Source organism: Streptomyces sp. NPDC002787 (genome assembly GCF_053592095.1).
In genome coordinates this window covers 1-19,242 of the sequence record NZ_JBSFVC010000036.1, presented here as the reverse complement: position 1 = coordinate 19,242, position 19,242 = coordinate 1, and the positions used below count along the sequence as shown (strand labels likewise).

Annotated in this window: 18 protein-coding genes and 2 pseudogenes; 12 read left to right on the top strand and 8 right to left on the bottom strand. The window is 70.9% G+C overall.

The annotated features are described in order from the left end of the window. The first annotated feature begins 59 nt into the window (after positions 1 to 59). The 5 genes from ACWD26_RS36810 to ACWD26_RS36790 all read left to right on the top strand — a co-directional run bounded on the left by ACWD26_RS36810 (position 60) and on the right by ACWD26_RS36790 (position 5,322). Entirely contained in the window at positions 60 to 998 is a 939-nt protein-coding gene (locus tag ACWD26_RS36810) for a coiled-coil domain-containing protein (RefSeq protein WP_009310208.1), read from the top strand. A 287-nt stretch (positions 999 to 1,285) separates the two neighbouring features. Continuing rightward, positions 1,286 to 2,236, top strand: a complete 951-nt coding sequence (locus ACWD26_RS36805) for an ABC transporter ATP-binding protein (protein WP_451276835.1) — start codon at positions 1,286 to 1,288, stop codon at positions 2,234 to 2,236. Positions 2,237 to 2,238: 2 nt separating this feature from the next. Continuing rightward, entirely contained in the window at positions 2,239 to 3,009 is a 771-nt protein-coding gene (locus ACWD26_RS36800) for an ABC transporter permease (RefSeq protein WP_451276833.1), read from the top strand. 181 nt (positions 3,010 to 3,190) lie between these two features. After that, positions 3,191 to 4,459: an ABC transporter ATP-binding protein gene (locus ACWD26_RS36795; protein WP_451276831.1), complete on the top strand. Its 1,269-nt coding sequence runs from the start codon at positions 3,191 to 3,193 to the stop codon at positions 4,457 to 4,459. Next, positions 4,456 to 5,322 carry an ABC transporter permease subunit gene (locus ACWD26_RS36790; protein ID WP_451276829.1) on the top strand — a complete coding sequence of 289 codons (867 nt, stop codon included), beginning with the start codon at positions 4,456 to 4,458 and terminating at the stop codon, positions 5,320 to 5,322. Before ACWD26_RS36795 ends, ACWD26_RS36790 begins: the two co-directional genes overlap by 4 nt. A 17-nt stretch (positions 5,323 to 5,339) precedes the next feature. On the opposite strand, the gene ACWD26_RS36785 is transcribed toward ACWD26_RS36790, so the two are convergent. Beyond that, a complete protein-coding gene (locus ACWD26_RS36785; protein WP_451276827.1) occupies positions 5,340 to 5,690 on the bottom strand; it encodes an ATP/GTP-binding protein in 351 nt (116 codons plus the stop codon). Between the two features lie 221 nt (positions 5,691 to 5,911). Here ACWD26_RS36785 and ACWD26_RS36780 point away from each other — a divergent pair, with 221 nt between their 5' ends. Beyond that, positions 5,912 to 6,940 carry an LLM class flavin-dependent oxidoreductase gene (locus tag ACWD26_RS36780; RefSeq protein ID WP_451276825.1) on the top strand — a complete coding sequence of 343 codons (1,029 nt, stop codon included), beginning with the start codon at positions 5,912 to 5,914 and terminating at the stop codon, positions 6,938 to 6,940. A gap of 79 nt (positions 6,941 to 7,019) precedes the next feature. Here ACWD26_RS36780 and ACWD26_RS36775 read toward each other — a convergent pair whose 3' ends face one another. Further along, positions 7,020 to 7,412 carry an SCO5389 family protein gene (locus ACWD26_RS36775; RefSeq protein ID WP_005480204.1) on the bottom strand — a complete coding sequence of 131 codons (393 nt, stop codon included), beginning with the start codon at positions 7,410 to 7,412 and terminating at the stop codon, positions 7,020 to 7,022. A gap of 394 nt (positions 7,413 to 7,806) precedes the next feature. Here ACWD26_RS36775 and nucS point away from each other — a divergent pair, with 394 nt between their 5' ends. Next, entirely contained in the window at positions 7,807 to 8,478 is a 672-nt protein-coding gene (gene nucS / locus ACWD26_RS36770; protein ID WP_451276822.1) for an endonuclease NucS, read from the top strand. A 119-nt stretch (positions 8,479 to 8,597) separates the two neighbouring features. On the opposite strand, the gene ACWD26_RS36765 is transcribed toward nucS, so the two are convergent. The 4 genes and pseudogenes from ACWD26_RS36765 to ACWD26_RS36750 all read right to left on the bottom strand — a co-directional run. After that, positions 8,598 to 11,195 carry an ATP-binding protein gene (locus ACWD26_RS36765; protein WP_451276820.1) on the bottom strand — a complete coding sequence of 866 codons (2,598 nt, stop codon included), beginning with the start codon at positions 11,193 to 11,195 and terminating at the stop codon, positions 8,598 to 8,600. Positions 11,196 to 11,504: 309 nt separating this feature from the next. Further along, positions 11,505 to 11,828, bottom strand: a complete 324-nt coding sequence (locus tag ACWD26_RS36760) for an STAS domain-containing protein (RefSeq protein WP_033526497.1) — start codon at positions 11,826 to 11,828, stop codon at positions 11,505 to 11,507. A gap of 185 nt (positions 11,829 to 12,013) precedes the next feature. Further along, on the bottom strand, positions 12,014 to 12,862 hold the full coding sequence (locus ACWD26_RS36755; protein WP_451276818.1) for a 3-hydroxyacyl-CoA dehydrogenase family protein: 849 nt from the start codon (positions 12,860 to 12,862) through the stop codon (positions 12,014 to 12,016). 129 nt (positions 12,863 to 12,991) lie between these two features. Continuing rightward, positions 12,992 to 13,228: pseudogene (locus ACWD26_RS36750) on the bottom strand (TetR/AcrR family transcriptional regulator); the annotation flags it as partial. Between ACWD26_RS36750 and ACWD26_RS36745 the strand changes: the two are divergent. Next, a pseudogene (locus ACWD26_RS36745) lies at positions 13,226 to 13,740 on the top strand (ABC transporter permease); the annotation flags it as partial. The pseudogenes ACWD26_RS36750 and ACWD26_RS36745 overlap by 3 nt on opposite strands. Positions 13,741 to 13,753: 13 nt before the next feature. Then, the gene (locus tag ACWD26_RS36740; protein WP_451276816.1) at positions 13,754 to 14,326 is read left to right on the top strand and encodes a cob(I)yrinic acid a,c-diamide adenosyltransferase; all 573 of its coding nucleotides are present in this window, start codon (positions 13,754 to 13,756) and stop codon (positions 14,324 to 14,326) included. Positions 14,327 to 14,356: 30 nt separating this feature from the next. Here the strand turns inward: ACWD26_RS36740 and ACWD26_RS36735 are convergent, their stop codons facing one another. Together ACWD26_RS36735 and ACWD26_RS36730 are read right to left on the bottom strand one after the other, a co-directional pair. Then, positions 14,357 to 14,578 carry a DUF5708 family protein gene (locus ACWD26_RS36735; protein ID WP_451276814.1) on the bottom strand — a complete coding sequence of 74 codons (222 nt, stop codon included), beginning with the start codon at positions 14,576 to 14,578 and terminating at the stop codon, positions 14,357 to 14,359. After that, positions 14,575 to 15,162, bottom strand: coding sequence for a hypothetical protein (locus ACWD26_RS36730; RefSeq protein ID WP_451276812.1), 588 nt, complete (start codon positions 15,160 to 15,162; stop codon positions 14,575 to 14,577). Before ACWD26_RS36730 ends, ACWD26_RS36735 begins: the two co-directional genes overlap by 4 nt. 153 nt (positions 15,163 to 15,315) lie before the next feature. On the opposite strand from ACWD26_RS36730, the gene ACWD26_RS36725 reads away from it, so the two are divergent. The 3 genes from ACWD26_RS36725 (at position 15,316) to ACWD26_RS36715 (ending at position 19,104) form a co-directional block, all read left to right on the top strand. Next, a complete protein-coding gene (locus ACWD26_RS36725; protein ID WP_451276810.1) occupies positions 15,316 to 16,512 on the top strand; it encodes a sensor histidine kinase in 1,197 nt (398 codons plus the stop codon). After that, positions 16,509 to 17,147 carry a response regulator gene (locus ACWD26_RS36720; RefSeq protein WP_451276808.1) on the top strand — a complete coding sequence of 213 codons (639 nt, stop codon included), beginning with the start codon at positions 16,509 to 16,511 and terminating at the stop codon, positions 17,145 to 17,147. The genes ACWD26_RS36725 and ACWD26_RS36720 overlap by 4 nt, the downstream gene beginning before the upstream one ends. A gap of 136 nt (positions 17,148 to 17,283) precedes the next feature. Next, a complete protein-coding gene (locus ACWD26_RS36715) occupies positions 17,284 to 19,104 on the top strand; it encodes a glycosyl hydrolase family 18 protein (protein ID WP_451276806.1) in 1,821 nt (606 codons plus the stop codon). The last annotated feature ends 138 nt before the right edge of the window (positions 19,105 to 19,242 follow it).

Sequence of the window (19,242 nt, the reverse complement as noted above, 5' to 3'; positions counted from 1 at the left end):
CCGCTTCGCCCCCTAGGATTCCACCTATCACCTCACCGGTCTCATTCGACAGGAACCCCATGAGCGACACTTCCCCCTACGGCTTCGAGCTTGTGCGGCGTGGATACGACCGCGCTCAGGTGGACGAACGTATCTCCAAGCTCGTCTCCGACCGTGACTCCGCTCTCGCCCGCATCACCGCTCTGGAGAAGCGCATCGAGGAGCTCCACCTCGAGACGCAGAACGCCCAGGCCGCGGTGACCGACGCCGAGCCGTCCTACGCCGGTCTCGGCGCGCGCGTCGAGAAGATCCTCCGCCTCGCCGAGGAGGAGGCGAAGGACCTGCGCGAGGAGGCCCGCCGCGCCGCCGAGCAGCACCGCGAGCTCGCGGAGTCGGCGGCCCAGCAGGTGCGCAACGATGCCGAGTCCTTCGCCGCCGAGCGCAAGGCCAAGGCCGAGGACGAGGGCGTCCGGATCGTCGAGAAGGCCAAGAGCGACGCTTCGCAGCTGCGTGCCGAGGCGCAGAAGGACGCGCAGTCCAAGCGCGAGGAGGCGGACGCCCTCTTCGAGGAGACCCGTGCGAAGGCCGCGCAGGCCGCCGCCGACTTCGAGACGAACCTCGCCAAGCGTCGCGAGCAGTCGGAGCGCGACCTGGCGTCGCGTCAGCAGAAGGCCGAGAAGCGTCTCGCGGAGATCGAGCACCGCGCGGAGCAGCTCCGCCTGGAGGCCGAGAAGCTGCGCACCGACGCCGAGCGCCGTGCCCGCCAGACGGTGGAGACCGCGCAGCGTCAGGCCGAGGACATCGTCGCGGACGCGAACGCCAAGGCGGACCGGATCCGCTCGGAATCCGAGCGGGAGCTGGCGGCGCTCACCAACCGTCGCGACTCGATCAACGCCCAGCTGACGAACGTGCGCGAAATGCTGGCGACGCTGACGGGTGCCGCTGTGGCCGCCGCCGGCACGCCCGCCACGGACGACGAGCCGATCTCGCGTGGGGTTCCGGCGCAGCAGTCCCGGTAACACGACCGCCTGACGGCAACGCCACCAGAGGCGGACCGAGGCCCGCACCACCCCTCCGGGGGGGTGCGGGCCTTTGCCGTGCGCATGACTGCGGGCAGTCGTGCCGCTGGGGCGAGGGGGGCACCTCCCGCTCGAGCTCAGCTTCGGCGCCGGGTGCCCAATGGCTCGGGAGTGCAGGTCGTATCGCGGCTGTCACCCGTACGCGCTGGTCGCGCAGTTCCCCGCGCCCCTGAGGGGGCTTCGCCCCTCCGGTGGCAGGCGCCCCATGCCCGTTCTAGCGTGGCCGCATGATCGAGCTCGAGGGGCTGACGAAGCGGTACGGCGAGAAGGTGGCGGTCAACAACCTCACCTTCGCCGTGCGGCCCGGCATCGTCACCGGGTTCCTCGGACCGAACGGCGCCGGGAAGTCGACGACGATGCGGATGATTCTGGGGCTCGATCGGCCGACGGCGGGGGACGTGCGGATCGATGGGAAGCACTACGACGGCCTCAGGGACCCGCTCAAGTACATCGGCGCCCTTCTGGACGCCAAGGCCGTGCACGGCGGCCGTAGCGCCTTCCATCACCTGCTGTGCCTCGCGCAGAGCAACGGCATCCCGAAGTCACGGGTCCACGAGGTCCTGGACACCGTCGGACTCACGTCGGTGGCGCGGAAGAAGGCGAAGGGCTTCTCGCTCGGAATGGGGCAGCGGCTCGGTATCGCGGGCGCGCTGCTCGGCGACCCGCGGATCCTGATGTTCGACGAGCCGGTCAACGGGCTCGACCCCGAGGGCATCCACTGGATCCGGAACGTGATGAAGTCCCTCGCGGCCCAGGGCCGGACGGTGTTCGTGTCGTCGCACCTCATGAGCGAGATGGCGCTGACCGCCGACCATCTCGTCGTCATCGGGCAGGGACGGCTGCTCGCCGACACCTCGATGGCTGAGTTCATCCAGCAGAACTCACGGGCGTACGTACGGATTCGTACGCCGCAGCGCGAGCGGCTGCTCGACGTGCTGTACGGCGCCGGGATCACCACCGTCGAGACGGGCAACGGCGCGCTGGAGGTCGACGGCGGGAAGCCGGAGCACATCGGGGAGCTGGCGGCCCGGCACCAGATCGTGCTGCATGAGCTGAGCCCTCAACAGGCCTCGCTGGAGGAGGCGTTCATGCAGCTGACCGCCGAGTCGGTGGAGTACCACGCGCACAGCGACACGCCGACCGAACAGTGGGGCGGCGACTGGAAGAGGGAGGGCTGAGCATGGCCGCCACCCAGGTCGTCCGCTCGGAGTGGACCAAGATCCGGTCGGTGGCGTCCACAGTGTGGACGCTGTCGCTGGCCATGATCGTCACGATCGCGCTCGGTGTGCTGATCTCCCTGCTGTCGAAGCACGAATTCGACAGGATGGGCCGAGCGGACCGGCTCTCGTTCGACCCGACGTTCATCAGCTTCGCGGGAATGAGCCTCGGACAACTGGCGATGATCGTCTTCGGGGTGCTGGTGGTGTCGAACGAGTACAGCACCGGCATGATCCGGACCTCCCTGGCCGCCGTACCGCAGCGGGGCACCTTCCTCTTCAGCAAGATCGCGGTGGCCACCGCCCTCGCCTTCGTGGTGGGGCTCGCGACCAGCTTCGTGGCGTTCTTCCTGGGACAGGCGATGCTCGGCGAGCACCGGGCCGAGATCGGCGACCCCGGCGTCCTGCGCGCGGTGTTCGGCGGCGGGCTCTACATGACCCTCATCGCCGTGTTCTCGATGGGCGTCGCGGCGATGCTGCGCGGCCCCATGCTGTCGCTCGGCATCCTGATGCCCTTCTTCTTCCTGATCTCCAACATCCTGGGCAATGTCGACGCCACCGAGAAGATCGGCCGGTACCTGCCCGACCAGGCCGGCAGCCGGATCATGCAGGTGGTCACCCCGGTGGACGACGACACCCCGTACGGGCCGTGGGGCGGCCTCGCCGTCATGGCGCTGTGGGTGGTCGCGGCCCTGGCCGGCGGCTACCTGCTGCTGAAAAGACGTGACGCGTGATCGGGCACCTGACCAGCGGGTACGTACATGCCAAGCAAGCCGGCCCGTGACCTGCGAGGTTTTACTTCGTCTTGGGCGGAACCGTCAATGCCCCGATAAGCTCCTAGTCCTTACGGGGGCGTGTGCCCCGACGTCCTGAGACGAGTCCGAGACGTCCTGAACCGTTCGATGGGTGCGGAGCATGATCGAGGCAGTCGGCCTGACGAAGCGCTATGGCGCCAAGACAGCCGTGTACAACCTTTCCTTCCAGGTGCGGCCGGGGGCCGTCACCGGCTTCCTGGGCCCCAACGGCTCGGGCAAGTCGACGACGATGCGCATGATCCTCGGCCTGGACAATCCCACCTCCGGGCAGGTGACGATCGGCGGCTATCCGTACCGCAAGCTGCCGAACGCGGCCCGTCAGGTGGGTGCGCTCCTCGACGCCAAGGCCGTGCACGGCGGCCGGCACGCCCGCAACCACCTGCTGTCCCTGGCCCAGCTGTCGGGCATCCCGGCCCGCCGGGTGGACGAGGTCCTGGGCGTCGTGGGCCTCCAGGACGTGGCCAAGAAGCGCTCCAAGGGCTTCTCGCTCGGCATGGGCCAGCGGCTCGGCATCGCCGCCGCCCTGCTCGGCGACCCGCAGGTGCTGCTCTTCGACGAGCCCGTCAACGGCCTCGACCCCGAGGGCATCCTCTGGGTCCGCAACCTGATGAAGGCGCTCGCCGCCGAGGGCCGTACGGTCTTCGTCTCCTCGCACCTGATGAGCGAGATGGCGCTGACCGCCGACCACCTCATCGTGATCGGGCGCGGGCAGCTGCTCTCCGACATGAGCATCAAGGACTTCATCTCGGCGAACTCCGCCGACTTCGCGCGCGTACGGACGCCGGACGCCGAGCCGCAGCAGCGCGAGAAGCTGTCGGCCGCGCTGACCGAGGCGGGCGGCCAGGTGCTGCCCGAGCAGGACGGCGCGCTGCGCGTCATGGGTCTGCCGCTCCCCCGGATCAGCGACCTCGCGCACGGCGCCGACGTACGGCTGTGGGAGCTGTCGCCGCACCAGGCCTCGCTGGAGGAGGCGTACATGCGGATGACGCAGAACGCCGTCGACTACCGCTCGACGGCCGACCAGAAGGCCGGTCTCCAGCAGCCCCTGCCGCCCGGCGCGCAGCCGCCGTTGCCGGTGCCCGGGCAGGGCCAGCCGGGCTGGTACGCCCCGCCGGCGCCGCAGCAGGGCGGCCAGCCGTACGCCCCGCAGGGCGGGCCCGTGCCGCAGGGCCAGCCGCCGGCCGGTCCGTACGGGGCCCCGGCGCCCGCCGCCGCGCCCGCGCCGGCTCCGGGTCAGCCGCAGCCGAACCCGTACGCCCAGGCCGCACCCCAGGCCCCCGCGCAGCCGCCCGCCGCGCCGGCCCCCGCTCAGCCCGCCCCCGCGGCCGCGCCCGCCGCCGACCTGACGAAGTCCGAGGACGCCCGATGAGCACGCCCCAGCCGCCCCTCACCCAGCAGCCGCCCGCCCCCAACTGGCAGGGGATGCCGGGCACTTCGTACACCTCGCCGATCCCGATCGTGCGCACCCACCTCGGGCACGCGATCAGCTCCGAGTGGACGAAGATCAAGTCGGTCCGCTCGACCATGTGGACGCTGGGCGTCTTCGTCGTCCTGGTGATCGGCATCGGTCTGCTCTTCGCGCTGATCGCCGCCTCCACGGACATGAACCTGGAGGGCGAGTCCCCGCTGGGCCTCGGTCTGTTCGGGCTGATGATCGGCAGCGTCTGCATCATCACGCTCGGGGTGCTGACCACCGCCTCCGAGTACGGCACGGGCATGATCCGGACCACGATGACCGCGTGCCCGAGGCGCGGCCGGGTCCTGGCCGCGAAGGCGATCGTGTTCTTCGCGCTCACGTTCACGGTCACCCTGGTCACCACCGCGTTCATCGGCTTCGCGCAGGTGGCGATCCTGGAGGGCAACGGCGCCGCCAGCCCCGACGGTGAGGACTGGTTCAAGGCCACGGTCGGTGTGAGCCTCTTCCTCGCGCTGTTCGGGCTGCTGTCGCTGCTGATGGGCTCGCTGATCCGGCACTCCGCGGGCGCGATCACCATCATGCTCGGCGTCTTCCTCGCCCCGCTGGTCATCGCGATCTTCATGTTCTCGGAGTCGCTGAGGGACGTGCAGGAGTTCCTGCTGGAGTACTCGATCCCGAGCCAGCTCAGCGTCTTCTACGGCGCGGAGCTCAGCGAATCGGGTCCGACCGGCTGGGACCCGCTGTGGATCATGCTCGCGCTGGTGGCGGCCTCGTTCGTCGGCGCGTACGCCCTGCTGGAGAAGCGGGACGTGTAACGGGAGTTCGCGGGGTTTCAGAACCTCGGCGCGTTACGGGACCGCTGCACCCGCGTGGTGCGGCGGTCCTTCGCGTTCCAGCAGGCCTTGTGCCAGTGCCGGCGCTCGTCGACGCCCGAGTGCTCGGGCCAGGCGACCACGTGCGGCATCCCGGAGGGGATCATCTGGTCGCAGCCGGGGCAGCGGTAGGTCTTGCCGGCCGCGCTCGCGCCCGCCACATGACGCACGCTCCACTCCTCGCCCTGCCAGGGCTCGCTGGTCTGCCAGCCGCCGTACCGGTCCGACCGGTCCTCCTCCGCACTGCGGCCTGACGGACCCGACAGACCCGACGAGTCATGGTCCTTGGGGCGGTTACGACGCGGGGACACGGGACACCTCACCGGGCTATACAGGGAGCAGGGTTGGTGTCCAGCCTACGCGGGCCCGGTGGGGGTATGCGTACGTCACCAAACCCCTCAGATCGCCCTCCGCCCGGCCCATTCTGCAGACAATCCGCAAATCTCGCCGCCAGGCCGTGTCTTCGGCACGTACCACGCGGTTATGCCGATGGGGGAGCTCCCGAGTCGGAGCCGAGGAAGCAGGAAGAACGATGCACGTAGGAACATTTGTACTGGGAGCCCAGTTCCCCGGCCAAGGCCAGGGGGAAGCGCTCCACCGCGCGGTACGGACGGCGGAAGTGGCCGACGAGGCCGGGCTGGACGCGGTCTGGCTGGCCGAGCACCATTTCGTGCCGTACGGGACGTGCCCGTCGGCGATCACCCTCGCCGCTTTACTGCTGGGGCGCACCCGGCGGATCCGCGTCGGCACGGCGGTCAGCGTGCTGCCCACCGTCCATCCCGTGGCCCTGGGCGAGCAGGCCGCCCTGCTGCACGTGACCTCCGGCGGACGCTTCTCGCTGGGTGTCGGACGCGGCGGCCCCTGGGTCGACCTGGAGGTGTTCGGCTCCGGACTTCAGGCGTACGAGAAGGGGTTCCCGGAATCACTCGATCTGCTCATGCGCTGGCTGCGCGAACCCTCGGTATCGGCGTCGGGGGAACGATTCAGCTTCCGTGAGGTCCCCGTCGTACCGAGGCCCGCGGAGGACCTGGACGAGACCCCCGGGCCCGAGGTCGTCGTAGCCTGCACCTCGCCGGCGAGCGTGAAACTGGCCGCCGAGCGCGGGCTGTCGATGCTCCTCGGGATGCACGTCGGGGATGAGGAGAAGGCCGAGATGGTCGCGGCGTGGCGCACGTACGCCCGGGCGGCGGGCCGCTCGCCGGAGGAGATCTCCGGGGCGGCCCATGTCTCGGCCGGTGTCTGCCAGATCGCGGACCGGCGCGTCGACGCCGCGGAGGCGCTCACCAAGGCCATGCCCGGCTGGCTGAAGCAGGGCCTCGACGCCCATGTGACCGTCGACGGCCGCGCCCGCGCCATGCGGGATCCGCTGGCGTACACCGAACTGCTCTGCGGGCTCCACCCGGTGGGGACCCCACGGCTGTGCACGGACCGGCTCGCGGCGACCAGCGAGCGGACGGGCATCTCCCGCTTCGCCCTGCTCGTCGAGGGCACCGGCGACCTGTCGGCGACGGAGGAGAACGTACGGCGACTCGGTGCCGAGGTGCTGCCTCACCTCGGCTGAGCCACTACGGAGAGCTTGCCGCCCCGATTACTGATGCACCTCCCGCGGTTGGAGCGGCAAGCCGTGCTGCGTCACGACCTCAGCAGTCCCGGAGTTCCGGGGACTGGTTGAGGAGTTGGCCACGTATCGAGGTGAAGCGGGCCAGCCTGTCGTCCACGGACGGGTCCAGTGGGAACACCGCCACCCGGTGGCAGTTCTGGAAGGCCAGCCGGACACCGAAGTGCCGCTGCAGTGCGCCGCGAATCGCGTCACTGGCGAGCGCGCGCAGCAGTTGCCCGCGTGCCTGCTCGTCCGGCGGGGGCGTCTGGTTGTCGGCGAACTCTCCGCCGTCGACCTTCAGCTGGGCCACCAGAGAGCTGATCATCTCCCACGCATAGGGCAGGGAGGTCCGGACGCAGTCGACGAAGGCGGCTTCGTCGACCTCGCCTCGCTCGGCCTGTTCGAGTAGGGCCGGTGAGACGTCGAGCGACATGGGTTCTCCTCTCGCACCCCCGCAACAACAGGGGTTGACGGACAAGGGTGGAGATCGGGTCGGCGAACACGCAGAGTGCACACTTCGCGACCTCCAGTTTCTACGGTAAGCAACCGCACGTGACCGCACCAGGAGATTGCGCGCACCGACAGGGCCCATGACGCACACAATCAGCCAATGCCGAACATGAGTTGACAGCGGCACATGCCGGGGGACGACGGAGGCCCACGTGAGGGGCGGGAGAGCGTGACGGAGGGCGACAGCCGCCGTGCGGGACGACGGGGCAGTCGAACGGTTCCCGGCCGGGTGCGCCGGCGGTGCGGTGGCCTCCGGCCAAGGCAGTTCCGGTGGTCGAATCGCGCGCACCCGTCGGCGTCGAGTAGCGTTGCCGACCATGCGTCTCGTCATTGCCCGCTGCTCCGTCGACTACGCGGGCCGGCTCACCGCCCATCTCCCCTCGGCCCCCCGTCTGATCCTGGTGAAGGCGGACGGCAGCGTCTCGATCCACGCGGACGACCGGGCCTACAAGCCCCTCAACTGGATGTCGCCGCCCTGCACGCTGAAGGAGGGCACGGGCGACGAGGAAGGCGTCTGGACCGTCATCAACAAGGCGGGCGAGAAGCTCATCATCACGATGGAGGAAGTCCTCCACGACTCCTCGCACGAACTGGGCGTCGACCCCGGGCTGATCAAGGACGGCGTCGAGGCGCACCTCCAGGAGCTGCTCGCCGACCGCATCGAGACCCTCGGCGAGGGGTACACCCTCATCCGCCGCGAGTACATGACGGCGATCGGTCCGGTCGACATCCTGTGCCGGGACGCCGACGGCGCGACGGTCGCGGTCGAGATCAAGCGGCGCGGTGAGATCGACGGGGTCGAGCAACTCACCCGCTACCTGGAGCTGTTGAACCGCGACCCCCACCTCGCGCCGGTCCGCGGCATCTTCGCGGCCCAGGAGATCAAGCCCCAGGCCCGCGTCCTCGCCACCGACCGCGGCATCGGCTGCACGGTCCTCGACTACAACGCCCTGCGCGGCATCGAGGACGACAAGCTGCGCCTGTTCTGACGGTCCCGCTCCGCCGCCCCACGTCTTTCCACCGGCCCCCTTTCTCCGCCGCTGTCACAGCGGAGAAAGGGGGCCGGGCGCAATAAGGAGCCGGGACGCTCCGAGCCGAAGGGTGGGCCTCAGGCCACCGTGCCGGTCCCAGTGCCGGCCGCGGTCTCCGGGGCCCCCGCCGAGCTGCTGGACTCGGCGGGCTGGCCGGTGGTGGGGGCGCTGGCCGTGTCGGTGGTGTCCGGGGGCGGTGGGTTGTCGGTCGGCTCGTCCGAGGGTTCGTCGCTGGGCTCGTCCGAGGGATCGGTCGACGGGTCGTCGGACGGGTCGTCCGAGGGATCGGTCGACGGATCGTCCGAGGGATCCGTCGACGGGTCGTCGGACGGGGTCGGCTTGGGGGACGACTTCGTCGGGGACGGCGTCGGGTCGCCCGTGGGCCCCTTAGTGCCGGTCGGGTCGTCCGTCGGCCCCCCGCTGTCCGTCGGCGTCGGGTCGTCCGCCGTGCCGTACGTGCCGTCGGGGCCCGGATCGGTTGGTTCGGGGGCGACCCCGGGTCCGTTGTCGTCGTCGCCCGCCTTGGGGCGGTCCGCGCTGAGTCCGCCGTCGTCGACGCCCTCGCTGGCGGACGGGTTGACTCCGACCTTCTCGGCCGGGGTGTCGCCGTTGCCGTCGGAGGTCGCGCCGAGGGTCACGACGGTGCCGAGGACGGCGGCGAGGAGCGCCCCGGCGCCCGCGGCGACCAGGTTGCGCCGGGCGCCGCCGACGAGGGTCTTGAGGCCGCTCAACTTGTGCGCGGGGGCGCCACCGCCGGGCCGGTGCGTGACGAGCGTCGTGTCGTTGGTCGGCTGAGGCCCACCGGGCCCCGTCGCCCCCAAGCCCGTCGCCCCGAATCCCGTCGCGCCGAAGCTCATCGGTGTGTACCCGGCGGGCACGCCCCCGGGCGGCGAGGCCGACTCCTCGTGCCGGGCGTCCGGCACCTCCTCCCCCGCGGCCGTACGCCCGCCGGGCGGCGTCGCCCCGGAGCGGTCGGCGACCAGGGCGAGGGCCCGGCGGCCGGCGACCGTGCCGCGCTTGTCGGCGAGGACGTTGCGCAGCCCGATGGACGCCTCCAGCTCGGCCCGGGCCCGCTCCAGCTGCCCGGAGCAGAGCGCGAGGACGCCCAGCTCGTGGTGGAAGTAGGCCTGTTCGCCGGTCTCGCCTGCGAGGCCGGCCGCCTCCGCGCCGGACCGCAGCGCCCGCTCCCAGGCGCTCCAGCGCAGCCCCGCCGCGAACGCGGGCGCGGCCTGCCGGGCCAGCACCACGGCGGCGCTCTCCTCGCCCTCGCCGGGCGCGGTCGTGCCGGGCACGAGCGCGGTGAGGGCGGCCAGTACGGCGTCCGACTCGGCCGAGACCCGGTCAGGGGTGACCGAGGGGTGCCCGGACCACCAGGCGTAGTGCTGGGCGGCCGTGCGGGCGCGCGCCTCGGCTTCGTCGGCGTACCCGGCGGCCTCCAGCTGGGTCCGCACCCCGGCGGCGAGCCGGTAGCGGGCCCCGACCGGTGTCACGAGGGCGCAGCCGACCAGCTCACCGAGGGCGGCGTCGGCGTGGGTGTCGCCCACCAGGGCGGGCAGGTGCGCCTGATGCGGGACCTCCCCGCCGAGCGCGACGGCGAACCTGAGGGTCTCGCGGGCCGAGGAGCTCAGCCGGGACGCGAGCAGCGCGGCGGGCGCGGCCCCCTCGGCGAGCGACGGCAGCGGTATGTCGTGCCCGTCGGCGGCGGAGCCGGAGGGCGCGTCGACGGGCGGCGCGTCCTGGAAGACACCGAACTCGTCGACGGCGTCCGCACCGGCCCGCTGCCGGTCCCGCTGCCTGAGCAGTGCCCCGGCCTGGGTGAACCGCAGCGGCAGCCCCTCGGACTCGAACCAGAGGTCACCGGCCCAGTTCGACTCCTCCTCGCTGAGCGGCCGCCCGACGACGCGCTCCAGCAACTGCTCGCCGCCGGCCCGGTCGAAGCCGCCGAGCACGATCTCCTCGAGGGGCGCGTCGGCGGACGGCAGGGGGATGTCGGGGGTGGCGCCGATCAGGAAGGCGCACTCGGGGGTCGCGTCGAGCAGCTCGTCGAGGGCGGCCCCGCCGAACTCCAGGTCGTCCAGGACGACGACCGCGCCGATGTCCCGCACGATGTCGAGGATCTGCTGCCGCGCGGGCCGGAACAGCGGTGTGCTGTACACGGCTGCGAACAGCTCGTACAGCAGGTCGTCGACCGTGCGCCGGAAGCCGCTCAGCCGTACGACGCCGTCGGGCGCCAGGTCGGCGCAGTCCTCGGCGACGGCGTCGAGGAGGGTGGTGCGGCCGGAGCCGGGGGCGCCGGTGAGGCGGACGGAGCGGCCGCGCGCGAGGAGCCGTACGAGCCGTTCCCTCTCCTCGTCGCGCTGGAGCAGGGGCAGCCGGGGCAGCGAGGGCCCCGGGGGCACCGGCGGCCGGGCGGCGCGGTCGATCTCGGCGCGCTCGGCGGGCAGGTGCTTCACGGGCGGACCAGGCGATTCGCCCGGCGGGCAGTTCTCTATCTCGCTGCCGTCGACGGGGTTCACGGTGAGCAGGAAGTCGCCCGAGACGAGCTGGACGGTGCGGGCGAGTGCCGGAGCGTGCCGGTCGAAGTCCTGGGTCAGCGCGTCACGTGGTGGACGCTTGCTCGGCGCCTGTCCGTCGTCATGGCCGTACTCTTCGGGTCCCCGGTTGGTCGGGTCCATCGGTTCTAGCCCCCCAAAAGCGTCTCGTGTGCTGGAGCCCCTCCCGGCCTTGCCGCACACCGCGCTGTCGCTTCTGGTCCGGAACCCGCTCGAGGGTAGCTGGCAGCGGGCAGCCGAACCCTAAACCTTCGCACAGTATCTCCGACAGTCCGGGGTCCCGCGCCGTCCGAGACGTCACAGTCTCGTGAGGATTGCGTGCGTCGTGCGTTTCGCCCCCATGGTCCCCATGGCCCCATGGCGACCGGAAGCGGCCAGGGCGACCGGGTGTCCCGCACACACCGAGCCATACGTACGGGCCCGTACACGCGTTCACACTCTGGGCAATGACTCCAGGCCGATGCCGCCCTCGATCGCCAGGATCCGGTGCAGCCGGGTGGCCACGAGCAGCCGCTGCATCTGCGGCGGCACATCGCGCAGCACCAGCCGCCGTCCGCACCGTCCCGCCCGCCGGTGGGCTCCCATGATCACCCCGAGTCCGGTGGCGTCCCAGGAGTCCAGCTCTGACAGGTCGAGCACCAGGTCGCCGGCTCCGTCGTCGACGGCCGAGTGCAGGACCGTACGGGCGTCCGCCGCGCTGCGTACGTCGAGGCGGCCCCCGACGACCAGCTCGGCGTGGTCGCCCCTGATGTACATAAGCGCTCCCCGTGAGTGCGTCTCGTACTCCGTGATGTGGGTGATGCAACGTCTGACGGCGTTTGACACCGCCAGGTTGCCGTCTGTGAGCGAACCGATACCGAATTCACCTCAAGGGGTGAGGCCCGAGAGGCTCATGCGTTCACATGCTGGGGAAGTGCCGCCTGTTGACGTGTGCGCCGGCGTCAGTAGGCGTAGAAGCCCTGCCCGCTCTTGCGTCCGATGTCACCGGCGTCCACCATCCGGCGCATCAGCTCCGGAGGGGCGAACTTCTCGTCCTGGGACTCGGTGTAGATGTTGCTGGTGGCGTGCAGCAGGATGTCGACGCCCGTCAGGTCGGCCGTGGCCAGCGGTCCCATCGCGTGGCCGAAGCCCAGCTTGCAGGCGAGGTCGATGTCCTCGGCGGTGGCGACGCCCGACTCGTAGAGCTTCGCGGCCTCGACGACGAGGGCGGAGATGAGACGGGTCGTCACGAAGCCGGCGACGTCGCGGTTGACGACGATGCAGGTCTTGCCGACCGACTCGGCGAACTCCCGTGCGGTGGCGAGCGTCTCGTCACTCGTCTTGTAACCACGCACCAGTTCGCAGAGCTGCATCATCGGCACCGGCGAGAAGAAGTGCACGCCGACGACCCGCTCGGGCCGCTCGGTGGCCGCCGCGATCTTGGTGATCGGGATGGCGGAGGTGTTCGAGGCGAGCACGGTGTCCTCGCGGACGACCTTGTCGAGGGTCCGGAAGATCTCGTGCTTGACCTCGAGCTTCTCGAAGACGGCCTCGACGACGATGTCCGCGTCGGCCGCCGCGTCGAGGTCGGTGGTGGCGGTGATCCGCCCGAGCGCCGCCTCGGCGTCCTCGGCCGCCAACTTCCCCTTGCCCACGAACTTGTCGAACGACGCCGTGATGCCGCCGATGCCACGGTTCAACGCCTCGTCGGTGACGTCACGCAGGACGACGTCCCAGCCCGCCTGCGCGGACACCTGGGCGATACCGGACCCCATGAGCCCGGCTCCGATGACGGCGAGCTTCCGTGCCACTGTGCGACTCCCCTGGTACGCGCTGTCGATGGGTTACCTCTCCGGCGGACACTAGCGCTCGTGAGGGGCTGTGTGACCGCTTAGTAACGCGAGTCACGTCTCAACTGACGGACATCACACCGGCGGCACTCACTCGAAGGGTCGTACGGCGTAGTTGAGCACCTTCTCACTCAACAAGCCCTCCATGTCGTCCAGGAGGACAAGCACCTCTCGTGACACTTCGTCCGGATTGTGCCCGGCGAGCATCTCGCGCCCGATGACCGCCATCACCGTCTGGTGGACCCGGTTGACCTGACCGGCGATCAGGGTCGGCAGGGGGTCGTCAGCACCGGCACCGGTCTCCTCCCGGAGGGCCGCGTCCAGGTTGAGAAGCAGACGGGCGTGATCGAGCGGATGCGGGTCACCCCGTGAGCAGGCTCGCCCTGCTGCCGGGCCGGGTGCTGCGCGACGCGGCGGTCTTCGTCCTCCAGGCGGTGCTGCTGGTCCTCGCCGCCCTGGTCATGGGCCTGCGCGCCCCCCTCGTCGGCATCCTGATCGGCTTCGTCTTCGTGGCCCTGCTGACGGTCTCGCTCGCCTCGCTGTCGTACGCGCTCGCGATGAAGGCCCGCTCACAGCACGAGTTCGGTCCCGCGGTCAACGCGCTGACGACGCCGTCGATGCTCCTGTCGGGTCTGATGCTGCCGATGTCGCTGGCTCCCGGCTGGCTCGACGTCCTGTCCCACCTCGTCCCGTTCCGCTATCTGGTGGACGCGATGCGGGACGCGTACGTCGGCGCGTACGCCACCCCGGCCATGCTCCACGGCGTCCTGGTCGCCCTCGGCCTCACGGCGCTCGCCGTGACAGTGGGCACACGTGTCTTCCGGACGGCCGGGGCGTAACTACGCTGGTCACATGGTCAATCTGACGCGCATCTACACCAGGACCGGCGACAAGGGCACCACCAACCTCGGGGACATGAGCCGGGTGCCCAAGACCGATCCGCGGATCTCCGCGTACGCGGACGCCAACGAGGCGAACGCGGCGATCGGGACGGCGATCGCGCTGGGCGGTCTGGCCGAGGAGGTCGTCAAGGTCCTCACCCGCGTCCAGAACGACCTGTTCGACGTGGGCGCCGACCTCTCCACCCCCGTCGTCGAGAACCCCGAGTTTCCGCCACTGCGGGTCGAGCAGTTCTACATCGACAAGCTGGAGGCGGACTGCGACCACTTCAACGAGCGGTTGGAGAAGCTCCGCTCCTTCATCCTCCCCGGCGGCACCCCCGGCGCGGCCCTCCTCCACCAGGCCTGCACGGTCGTACGCCGTGCCGAGCGCTCGACCTGGACGGCCCTGGAGGTCCACGGCGAGACGATGAACCCGCTGACGGCGACCTATCTGAACCGCCTCTCCGACCTCCTGTTCATCCTCGCCAGGACGGCGAACAAGGAGGTCGGGGACGTGCTGTGGGTGCCGGGCGGGGAGCGGTAGCCGCTCCCCGGGGGCGCTCTCGCGGAGCGGCTAGCCATCACCCGCCGTTCCGCGGGCCCGCTGGTAGAGGCCCGCCGCGACGAGGACGGCGCCCACGCACATCATCACCACGCCGACCTTGGTCAGAGTGACGACCGGGACCTCCACGCCGTCGGCGAAGAGCCACAGCACCAGGCCGATCACGAAGGTGCCGGCCCCTTCCGCCAGGTTCCTCGTCGACTTGCCGGCCGTCGCGTCCATCGTCCCGCTCATCGTCCGACACCCTCCTTCGAGTAGGTGGGCCGGTGCTCGCCCTCAGGGGCGTCCGGGCCCTTCTTCGGCCAGAGCGTGTAGGTGAGAGCCACCAGGCCGTGGATGCCCGCCGCCCTGAGAGCGATCCACTGGAACGACCTCAGCGAGTCGACGTCGCCGTCGTCGCCGACGTACCAGACGGCGATCTGGAGCAGCGCCAGCGCCACCCCGGCCGCCACCAGCGTCCGCGCCCAGAGCCTCCCCTCGTACCGGGCCCTGGCCAGGCCGTACTTCGGCGGCCCCACCGGCTTGGGCCCGCCGGCCAGGCGATGCGCCGCGTGGCCGTCCAGCCAGCGGATCATGTAGTGGCCGTAGCCCACGGTGAATCCGATGTAGAGCGCCGCCACCCCGTGCTCCCAGCTCGGTTCGGCGCCGTTCTTCAGGTCGATCGCCGTCACGACGAAGAGCACCAGCTCCAGCACCGGCTCGCAGAGCAGCAGCACGACACTGGCGCGGCGCTTGTTCAGTAGGTAGCGGACGGCCAGGGCCAGCACCAGCAGTACCCAGAAGCCGACCTCGCAGGCGATGATCAACGCGACGATCACGACTCGCTCCTCTCGTTCACCCTTCCAGGCTCCCCGCGCCGGGCGCCCGCTTCGTCGTCGGCGGTGACGAAGTCGCCGTACATCGAAAGATGCAGTCCAGGACCGTTCGCGGGCATCAGGCGGCGGGGGCCCGTCGCGTGTTGGATGGAGGGCATGGCCGTACGACCGCCCCGCCCGCACCGCATGGACCTGTGCATCGCCGCCGCCGGACTCCTCGGCGGTCTGCTGCTGTGGGGTCTGGGTCTCACCACACGCACCGCCCACGACGGGATCGTGGTGTTCGAGAGCCACTGGTGGGTGCTGCCGCCCCTCGTCGTGACCGCGGGCTGTGAGGCGCTGCGCACCACGATGCCGCGCACGGCCGTGCTGGTCGGGTGGGCCGCCCTGACGCTGGAGACGATGACCCGGGGCAGTCTGCTCACGGTGCTGATGTTCACCGACCTGGTGTACGCGGCCGTGCTGTACGGTCCGCCCGCCACCGCCCGCCGGGTCCCCTGGATCGCCGGGCTGGTCACCGTGGCCTTCACGGTCGTGCCCCTCGCGGCCTTCCGGAAGCCGGACGCCCTGCTGATCGGTCTGGTCGTCGGACTGGTCTCCCTCATGCCCGCCATCACCGGCTGGATCGTCCGCAACCACCGCGACGCCGCCGAGGCCGCGCGGCTGCGCGCGGAACAGACGGCGCTGCTGGCGGAGATGGACCGCAGCCAGGCCGTCATTACCGAACGGGCGCGGATGGCACGGGAGTTGCACGACATGGTCGCCAACCACCTCTCGGCGATCGCGATCCACTCCACGGCCGCGCTCTCCCTCGACGACGCCGCCACCTCCAAGGAGGCCCTCGGGGTCATCCGGGAGAACAGCGTCAAGGGGCTCGCCGAGATGCGCCGGCTGATCGGCATCCTGCGGGACGCCGGCGACGACGCCGAGCCGTCCGCCGCGCCCACGCTCGACGGGCTCGGCGCGCTCGTCGAAGGCGCCCGCACCAACGGGCTGGACGTCGCCCTCGACGCCGACCACGAAGGCACCCTCCCCGCCCCCGTCGAACTGGCGGCCTACCGCATCGTGCAGGAGTCGTTGACCAACGCCCTCAAACACGCCTGCCCCGGCCGGGTCACGGTGGCGCTGCGCCAAGGGGACGGTTCCCTCGACATCGCGGTGACCAGCCCGTACGGCGACCGGGGCGGGCCGAGCGCGCCCGGTTCCGGCGCGGGCCTGGTGGGTATGCGCGAGCGCGTCGCCCTCCTGAACGGCACCTTCGAAGCGGGCCCCACGGTGGATCCGGCGCCGACCGGGGGCAAGATCTGGGCCGTACGCGCCACCCTCCCCGTCACCGAAGGAGAACCCGCATGATCCGCGTCCTCGTCGCCGAGGACCAGTCCGCCGTACGGGCCGGGCTGGTGCTCATCCTGGGCAGCGCGCCGGACATCGAGGTGGTCGGTGAGGCGGCGGACGGCGAGCGGGCGGTGGCGCTCGCCAGGGAGCTGCGGCCGGACCTGGTGCTGATGGACGTTCAGATGCCACGCCTGGACGGGGTGTCGGCGACCCGGCAGGTCGTCACCGAGGGGCTGGCCGATGTGCTCGTGCTCACCACGTTCGACCTCGACGAGTATGTCTTCGGGGCACTGCGGGCCGGTGCCGCCGGGTTCCTGCTGAAGAACACGGAGGCGAAGGACCTCATCGAGGCCGTTCGGACGGTGGGGCGCGGCGAGGGTCTGATCGCGCCGGCCGTCACCAGGCGGCTGATCGCCGAGTTCGCCAAGCCCGTGCGCGACACGACGGCCGATCCGGCCGTCCTCGACTCCCTGACCCGTCGGGAGCGGGAAGTGCTCGCCTGTCTGGGTGGAGGCCTGTCGAACGCGGAGATCGCGATCCGGCTCGACATGGCCGAGGCGACCGTGAAGACGCACGTCAGCCGTCTGCTGGGCAAGCTCGATCTGCGCAGCCGGGTGCAAGCGGCCGTCCTCGCCCAGGAGTTGGGGATCTGACCCTGTTCTGATCGCCGGGGCTGTCCGGCGTGAGCGCACTGGTCCAGACCCATTGACCTATGGTCCAGACCTTTCTATTCTCAGCCCACTGCGCCACGTCATGCTCATGCTCAAGACACCCCACAAGGAGGCGCACATGCGCTTCAGGCACAGAGCCATAGCGGGTTTCGCCACCCTTCTCCTCCCCCTCGCCGGACTGATCGGTCTCGCCACCCCCGCGCAGGCGGCCACGGCGGCGACCGCCACCTACGCCAAGCCCCAGGACTGGGGCTCCGGCTTCGAAGGCAAGTGGACCGTCAAGAACACCGGGACGACCACGATCAGTTCCTGGACGGTCGAGTGGGACTTCCCCTCCGGCACCTCCGTGACCTCGGCCTGGGACGCCGACGTCACCTCCTCCGGCACCCACTGGACCGCCAGGAACAAGTCCTGGAACGGCACCCTCGCCCCGGGCGCCTCCGTCTCCTTCGGTTTCAACGGGAGCGGCTCAGGCTCCCCGGCCAACTGCAAGCTCAACGGCGGAAGCTGTGACGGCGGCCCGTCCGTCCCCGGCGACGCGGCCCCCTCCGCCCCCGGCACCCCGACCACCTCGGACGTCACCAACACCTCCGTCAAGCTCAGCTGGAGAGCGGCCACCGACGACAAGGGCATCAAGAACTACGACGTCCTGCGCGGCGGCACCAAGATCGCCACCGTCACCGGCACCACCCACACCGACACCGGCCTGACCGCCGGCACCGACTACTCGTACACCGTCCAGGCCCGCGACACCGCCGACCAGACGGGACCGGTGAGCGGCGCGGCCGCCGTCCGCACGACCGGCGGCACGACCCCGAACCCCGGCGCGAAGATCAACCTCGGGTACTTCACCGAGTGGGGCGTCTACGGCCGCAACTACCACGTCAAGAACCTGGTGACCTCGGGCTCCGCGTCGAAGATCACCCACATCAACTACGCGTTCGGCAACGTCAAGAACGGTCAGTGCACCGTCGACGACACCTACGCCGCCTACGACAAGGCCTACACCGCCGACCAGTCCGTCAGCGGCACCGCCGACACCTGGGACCAGCCGCTGCGCGGCAACTTCAACCAGCTCCGCCAGCTCAAGGCGAAGTACCCGCACATCAAGGTGCTGTACTCCTTCGGCGGCTGGACCTACTCCGGCGGCTTCGGCCAGGCCGCACAGAACCCGGCCGCCTTCGCCAAGTCCTGCAAGGCCGTGGTCGAGGACCCGCGCTGGGCGGATGTCTTCGACGGCATCGACATCGACTGGGAGTACCCGAACGCCTGCGGCCTGACCTGTGACACGAGCGGGCCCGCGGCCTTCAGGAACCTCATGTCCGCCCTGCGCACCGAGTTCGGCTCGAACTACCTGGTCACCGCGGCCATCACCGCCGACGGCTCCTCCGGCGGCAAGATCGACGCGGCCGACTACGGCGGCGCCGCGACCCATCTGAACTGGTACAACGTGATGACGTACGACTACTTCGGCGCCTTCGACGCGGACGGTCCGACCGCCCCGCACTCGCCGCTGACCTCGTACCCCGGCATCCCGGCGGCGGGCTTCAACTCCGCCGACGCGATCGCCAAGCTCAGGTCGAAGGGCGTCCCGGCCTCCAAGCTCCTGCTCGGCATCGGCTTCTACGGCCGCGGCTGGACCGGAGTCACGCAGTCCGCCCCCGGCGGCTCGGCGACCGGCGCGGCCCCCGGCACATACGAGGCGGGCATCGAGGACTACAAGGTGCTCAAGAACTCCTGCCCGGCCACCGGCACCATCGCGGGCACGGCCTACGCCCACTGCGGCACCAACTGGTGGTCGTACGACACCCCGTCGACCATCGCCGGGAAGATGACCTGGGCCAAGAACCAGGGCCTGGGCGGTGCCTTCTTCTGGGAGTTCAGCGGCGACACGGGCAATGGAGAGCTGGTGACCGCGATCAGCAACGGTCTGCGGTAGCGACGACCCTCCCGCGTTCCGCCGCGGGGGGGGGGCCGGGGGGGCCCCCCGCGGGTTGCGGCCCCCCCCCCCCCCCCGCCGGGGGGGGCCCGCGCCCGGGCGGGGGGGGGGGGGGGGGTGGCCCGGGCGCCCCCCGCC

Coding starts and splice junctions, on each gene's coding strand:
- ACWD26_RS36790 (WP_451276829.1), top strand. CDS start 4,456: ATGAGCACGCCCCAGCCGCCCCTCACCCAGCAGCCGCCCGCCCCCAAC.
- ACWD26_RS36810 (WP_009310208.1), top strand. CDS start 60: ATGAGCGACACTTCCCCCTACGGCTTCGAGCTTGTGCGGCGTGGATAC.
- ACWD26_RS36805 (WP_451276835.1), top strand. CDS start 1,286: ATGATCGAGCTCGAGGGGCTGACGAAGCGGTACGGCGAGAAGGTGGCG.
- ACWD26_RS36725 (WP_451276810.1), top strand. CDS start 15,316: ATGGCCGTACGACCGCCCCGCCCGCACCGCATGGACCTGTGCATCGCC.
- ACWD26_RS36735 (WP_451276814.1), bottom strand. CDS start 14,578: ATGAGCGGGACGATGGACGCGACGGCCGGCAAGTCGACGAGGAACCTG.
- ACWD26_RS36765 (WP_451276820.1), bottom strand. CDS start 11,195: ATGGACCCGACCAACCGGGGACCCGAAGAGTACGGCCATGACGACGGA.
- nucS (WP_451276822.1), top strand. CDS start 7,807: ATGCGTCTCGTCATTGCCCGCTGCTCCGTCGACTACGCGGGCCGGCTC.
- ACWD26_RS36720 (WP_451276808.1), top strand. CDS start 16,509: ATGATCCGCGTCCTCGTCGCCGAGGACCAGTCCGCCGTACGGGCCGGG.
- ACWD26_RS36800 (WP_451276833.1), top strand. CDS start 2,239: ATGGCCGCCACCCAGGTCGTCCGCTCGGAGTGGACCAAGATCCGGTCG.
- ACWD26_RS36780 (WP_451276825.1), top strand. CDS start 5,912: ATGCACGTAGGAACATTTGTACTGGGAGCCCAGTTCCCCGGCCAAGGC.
- ACWD26_RS36740 (WP_451276816.1), top strand. CDS start 13,754: ATGGTCAATCTGACGCGCATCTACACCAGGACCGGCGACAAGGGCACC.
- ACWD26_RS36715 (WP_451276806.1), top strand. CDS start 17,284: ATGCGCTTCAGGCACAGAGCCATAGCGGGTTTCGCCACCCTTCTCCTC.
- ACWD26_RS36795 (WP_451276831.1), top strand. CDS start 3,191: ATGATCGAGGCAGTCGGCCTGACGAAGCGCTATGGCGCCAAGACAGCC.
- ACWD26_RS36775 (WP_005480204.1), bottom strand. CDS start 7,412: ATGTCGCTCGACGTCTCACCGGCCCTACTCGAACAGGCCGAGCGAGGC.
- ACWD26_RS36760 (WP_033526497.1), bottom strand. CDS start 11,828: ATGTACATCAGGGGCGACCACGCCGAGCTGGTCGTCGGGGGCCGCCTC.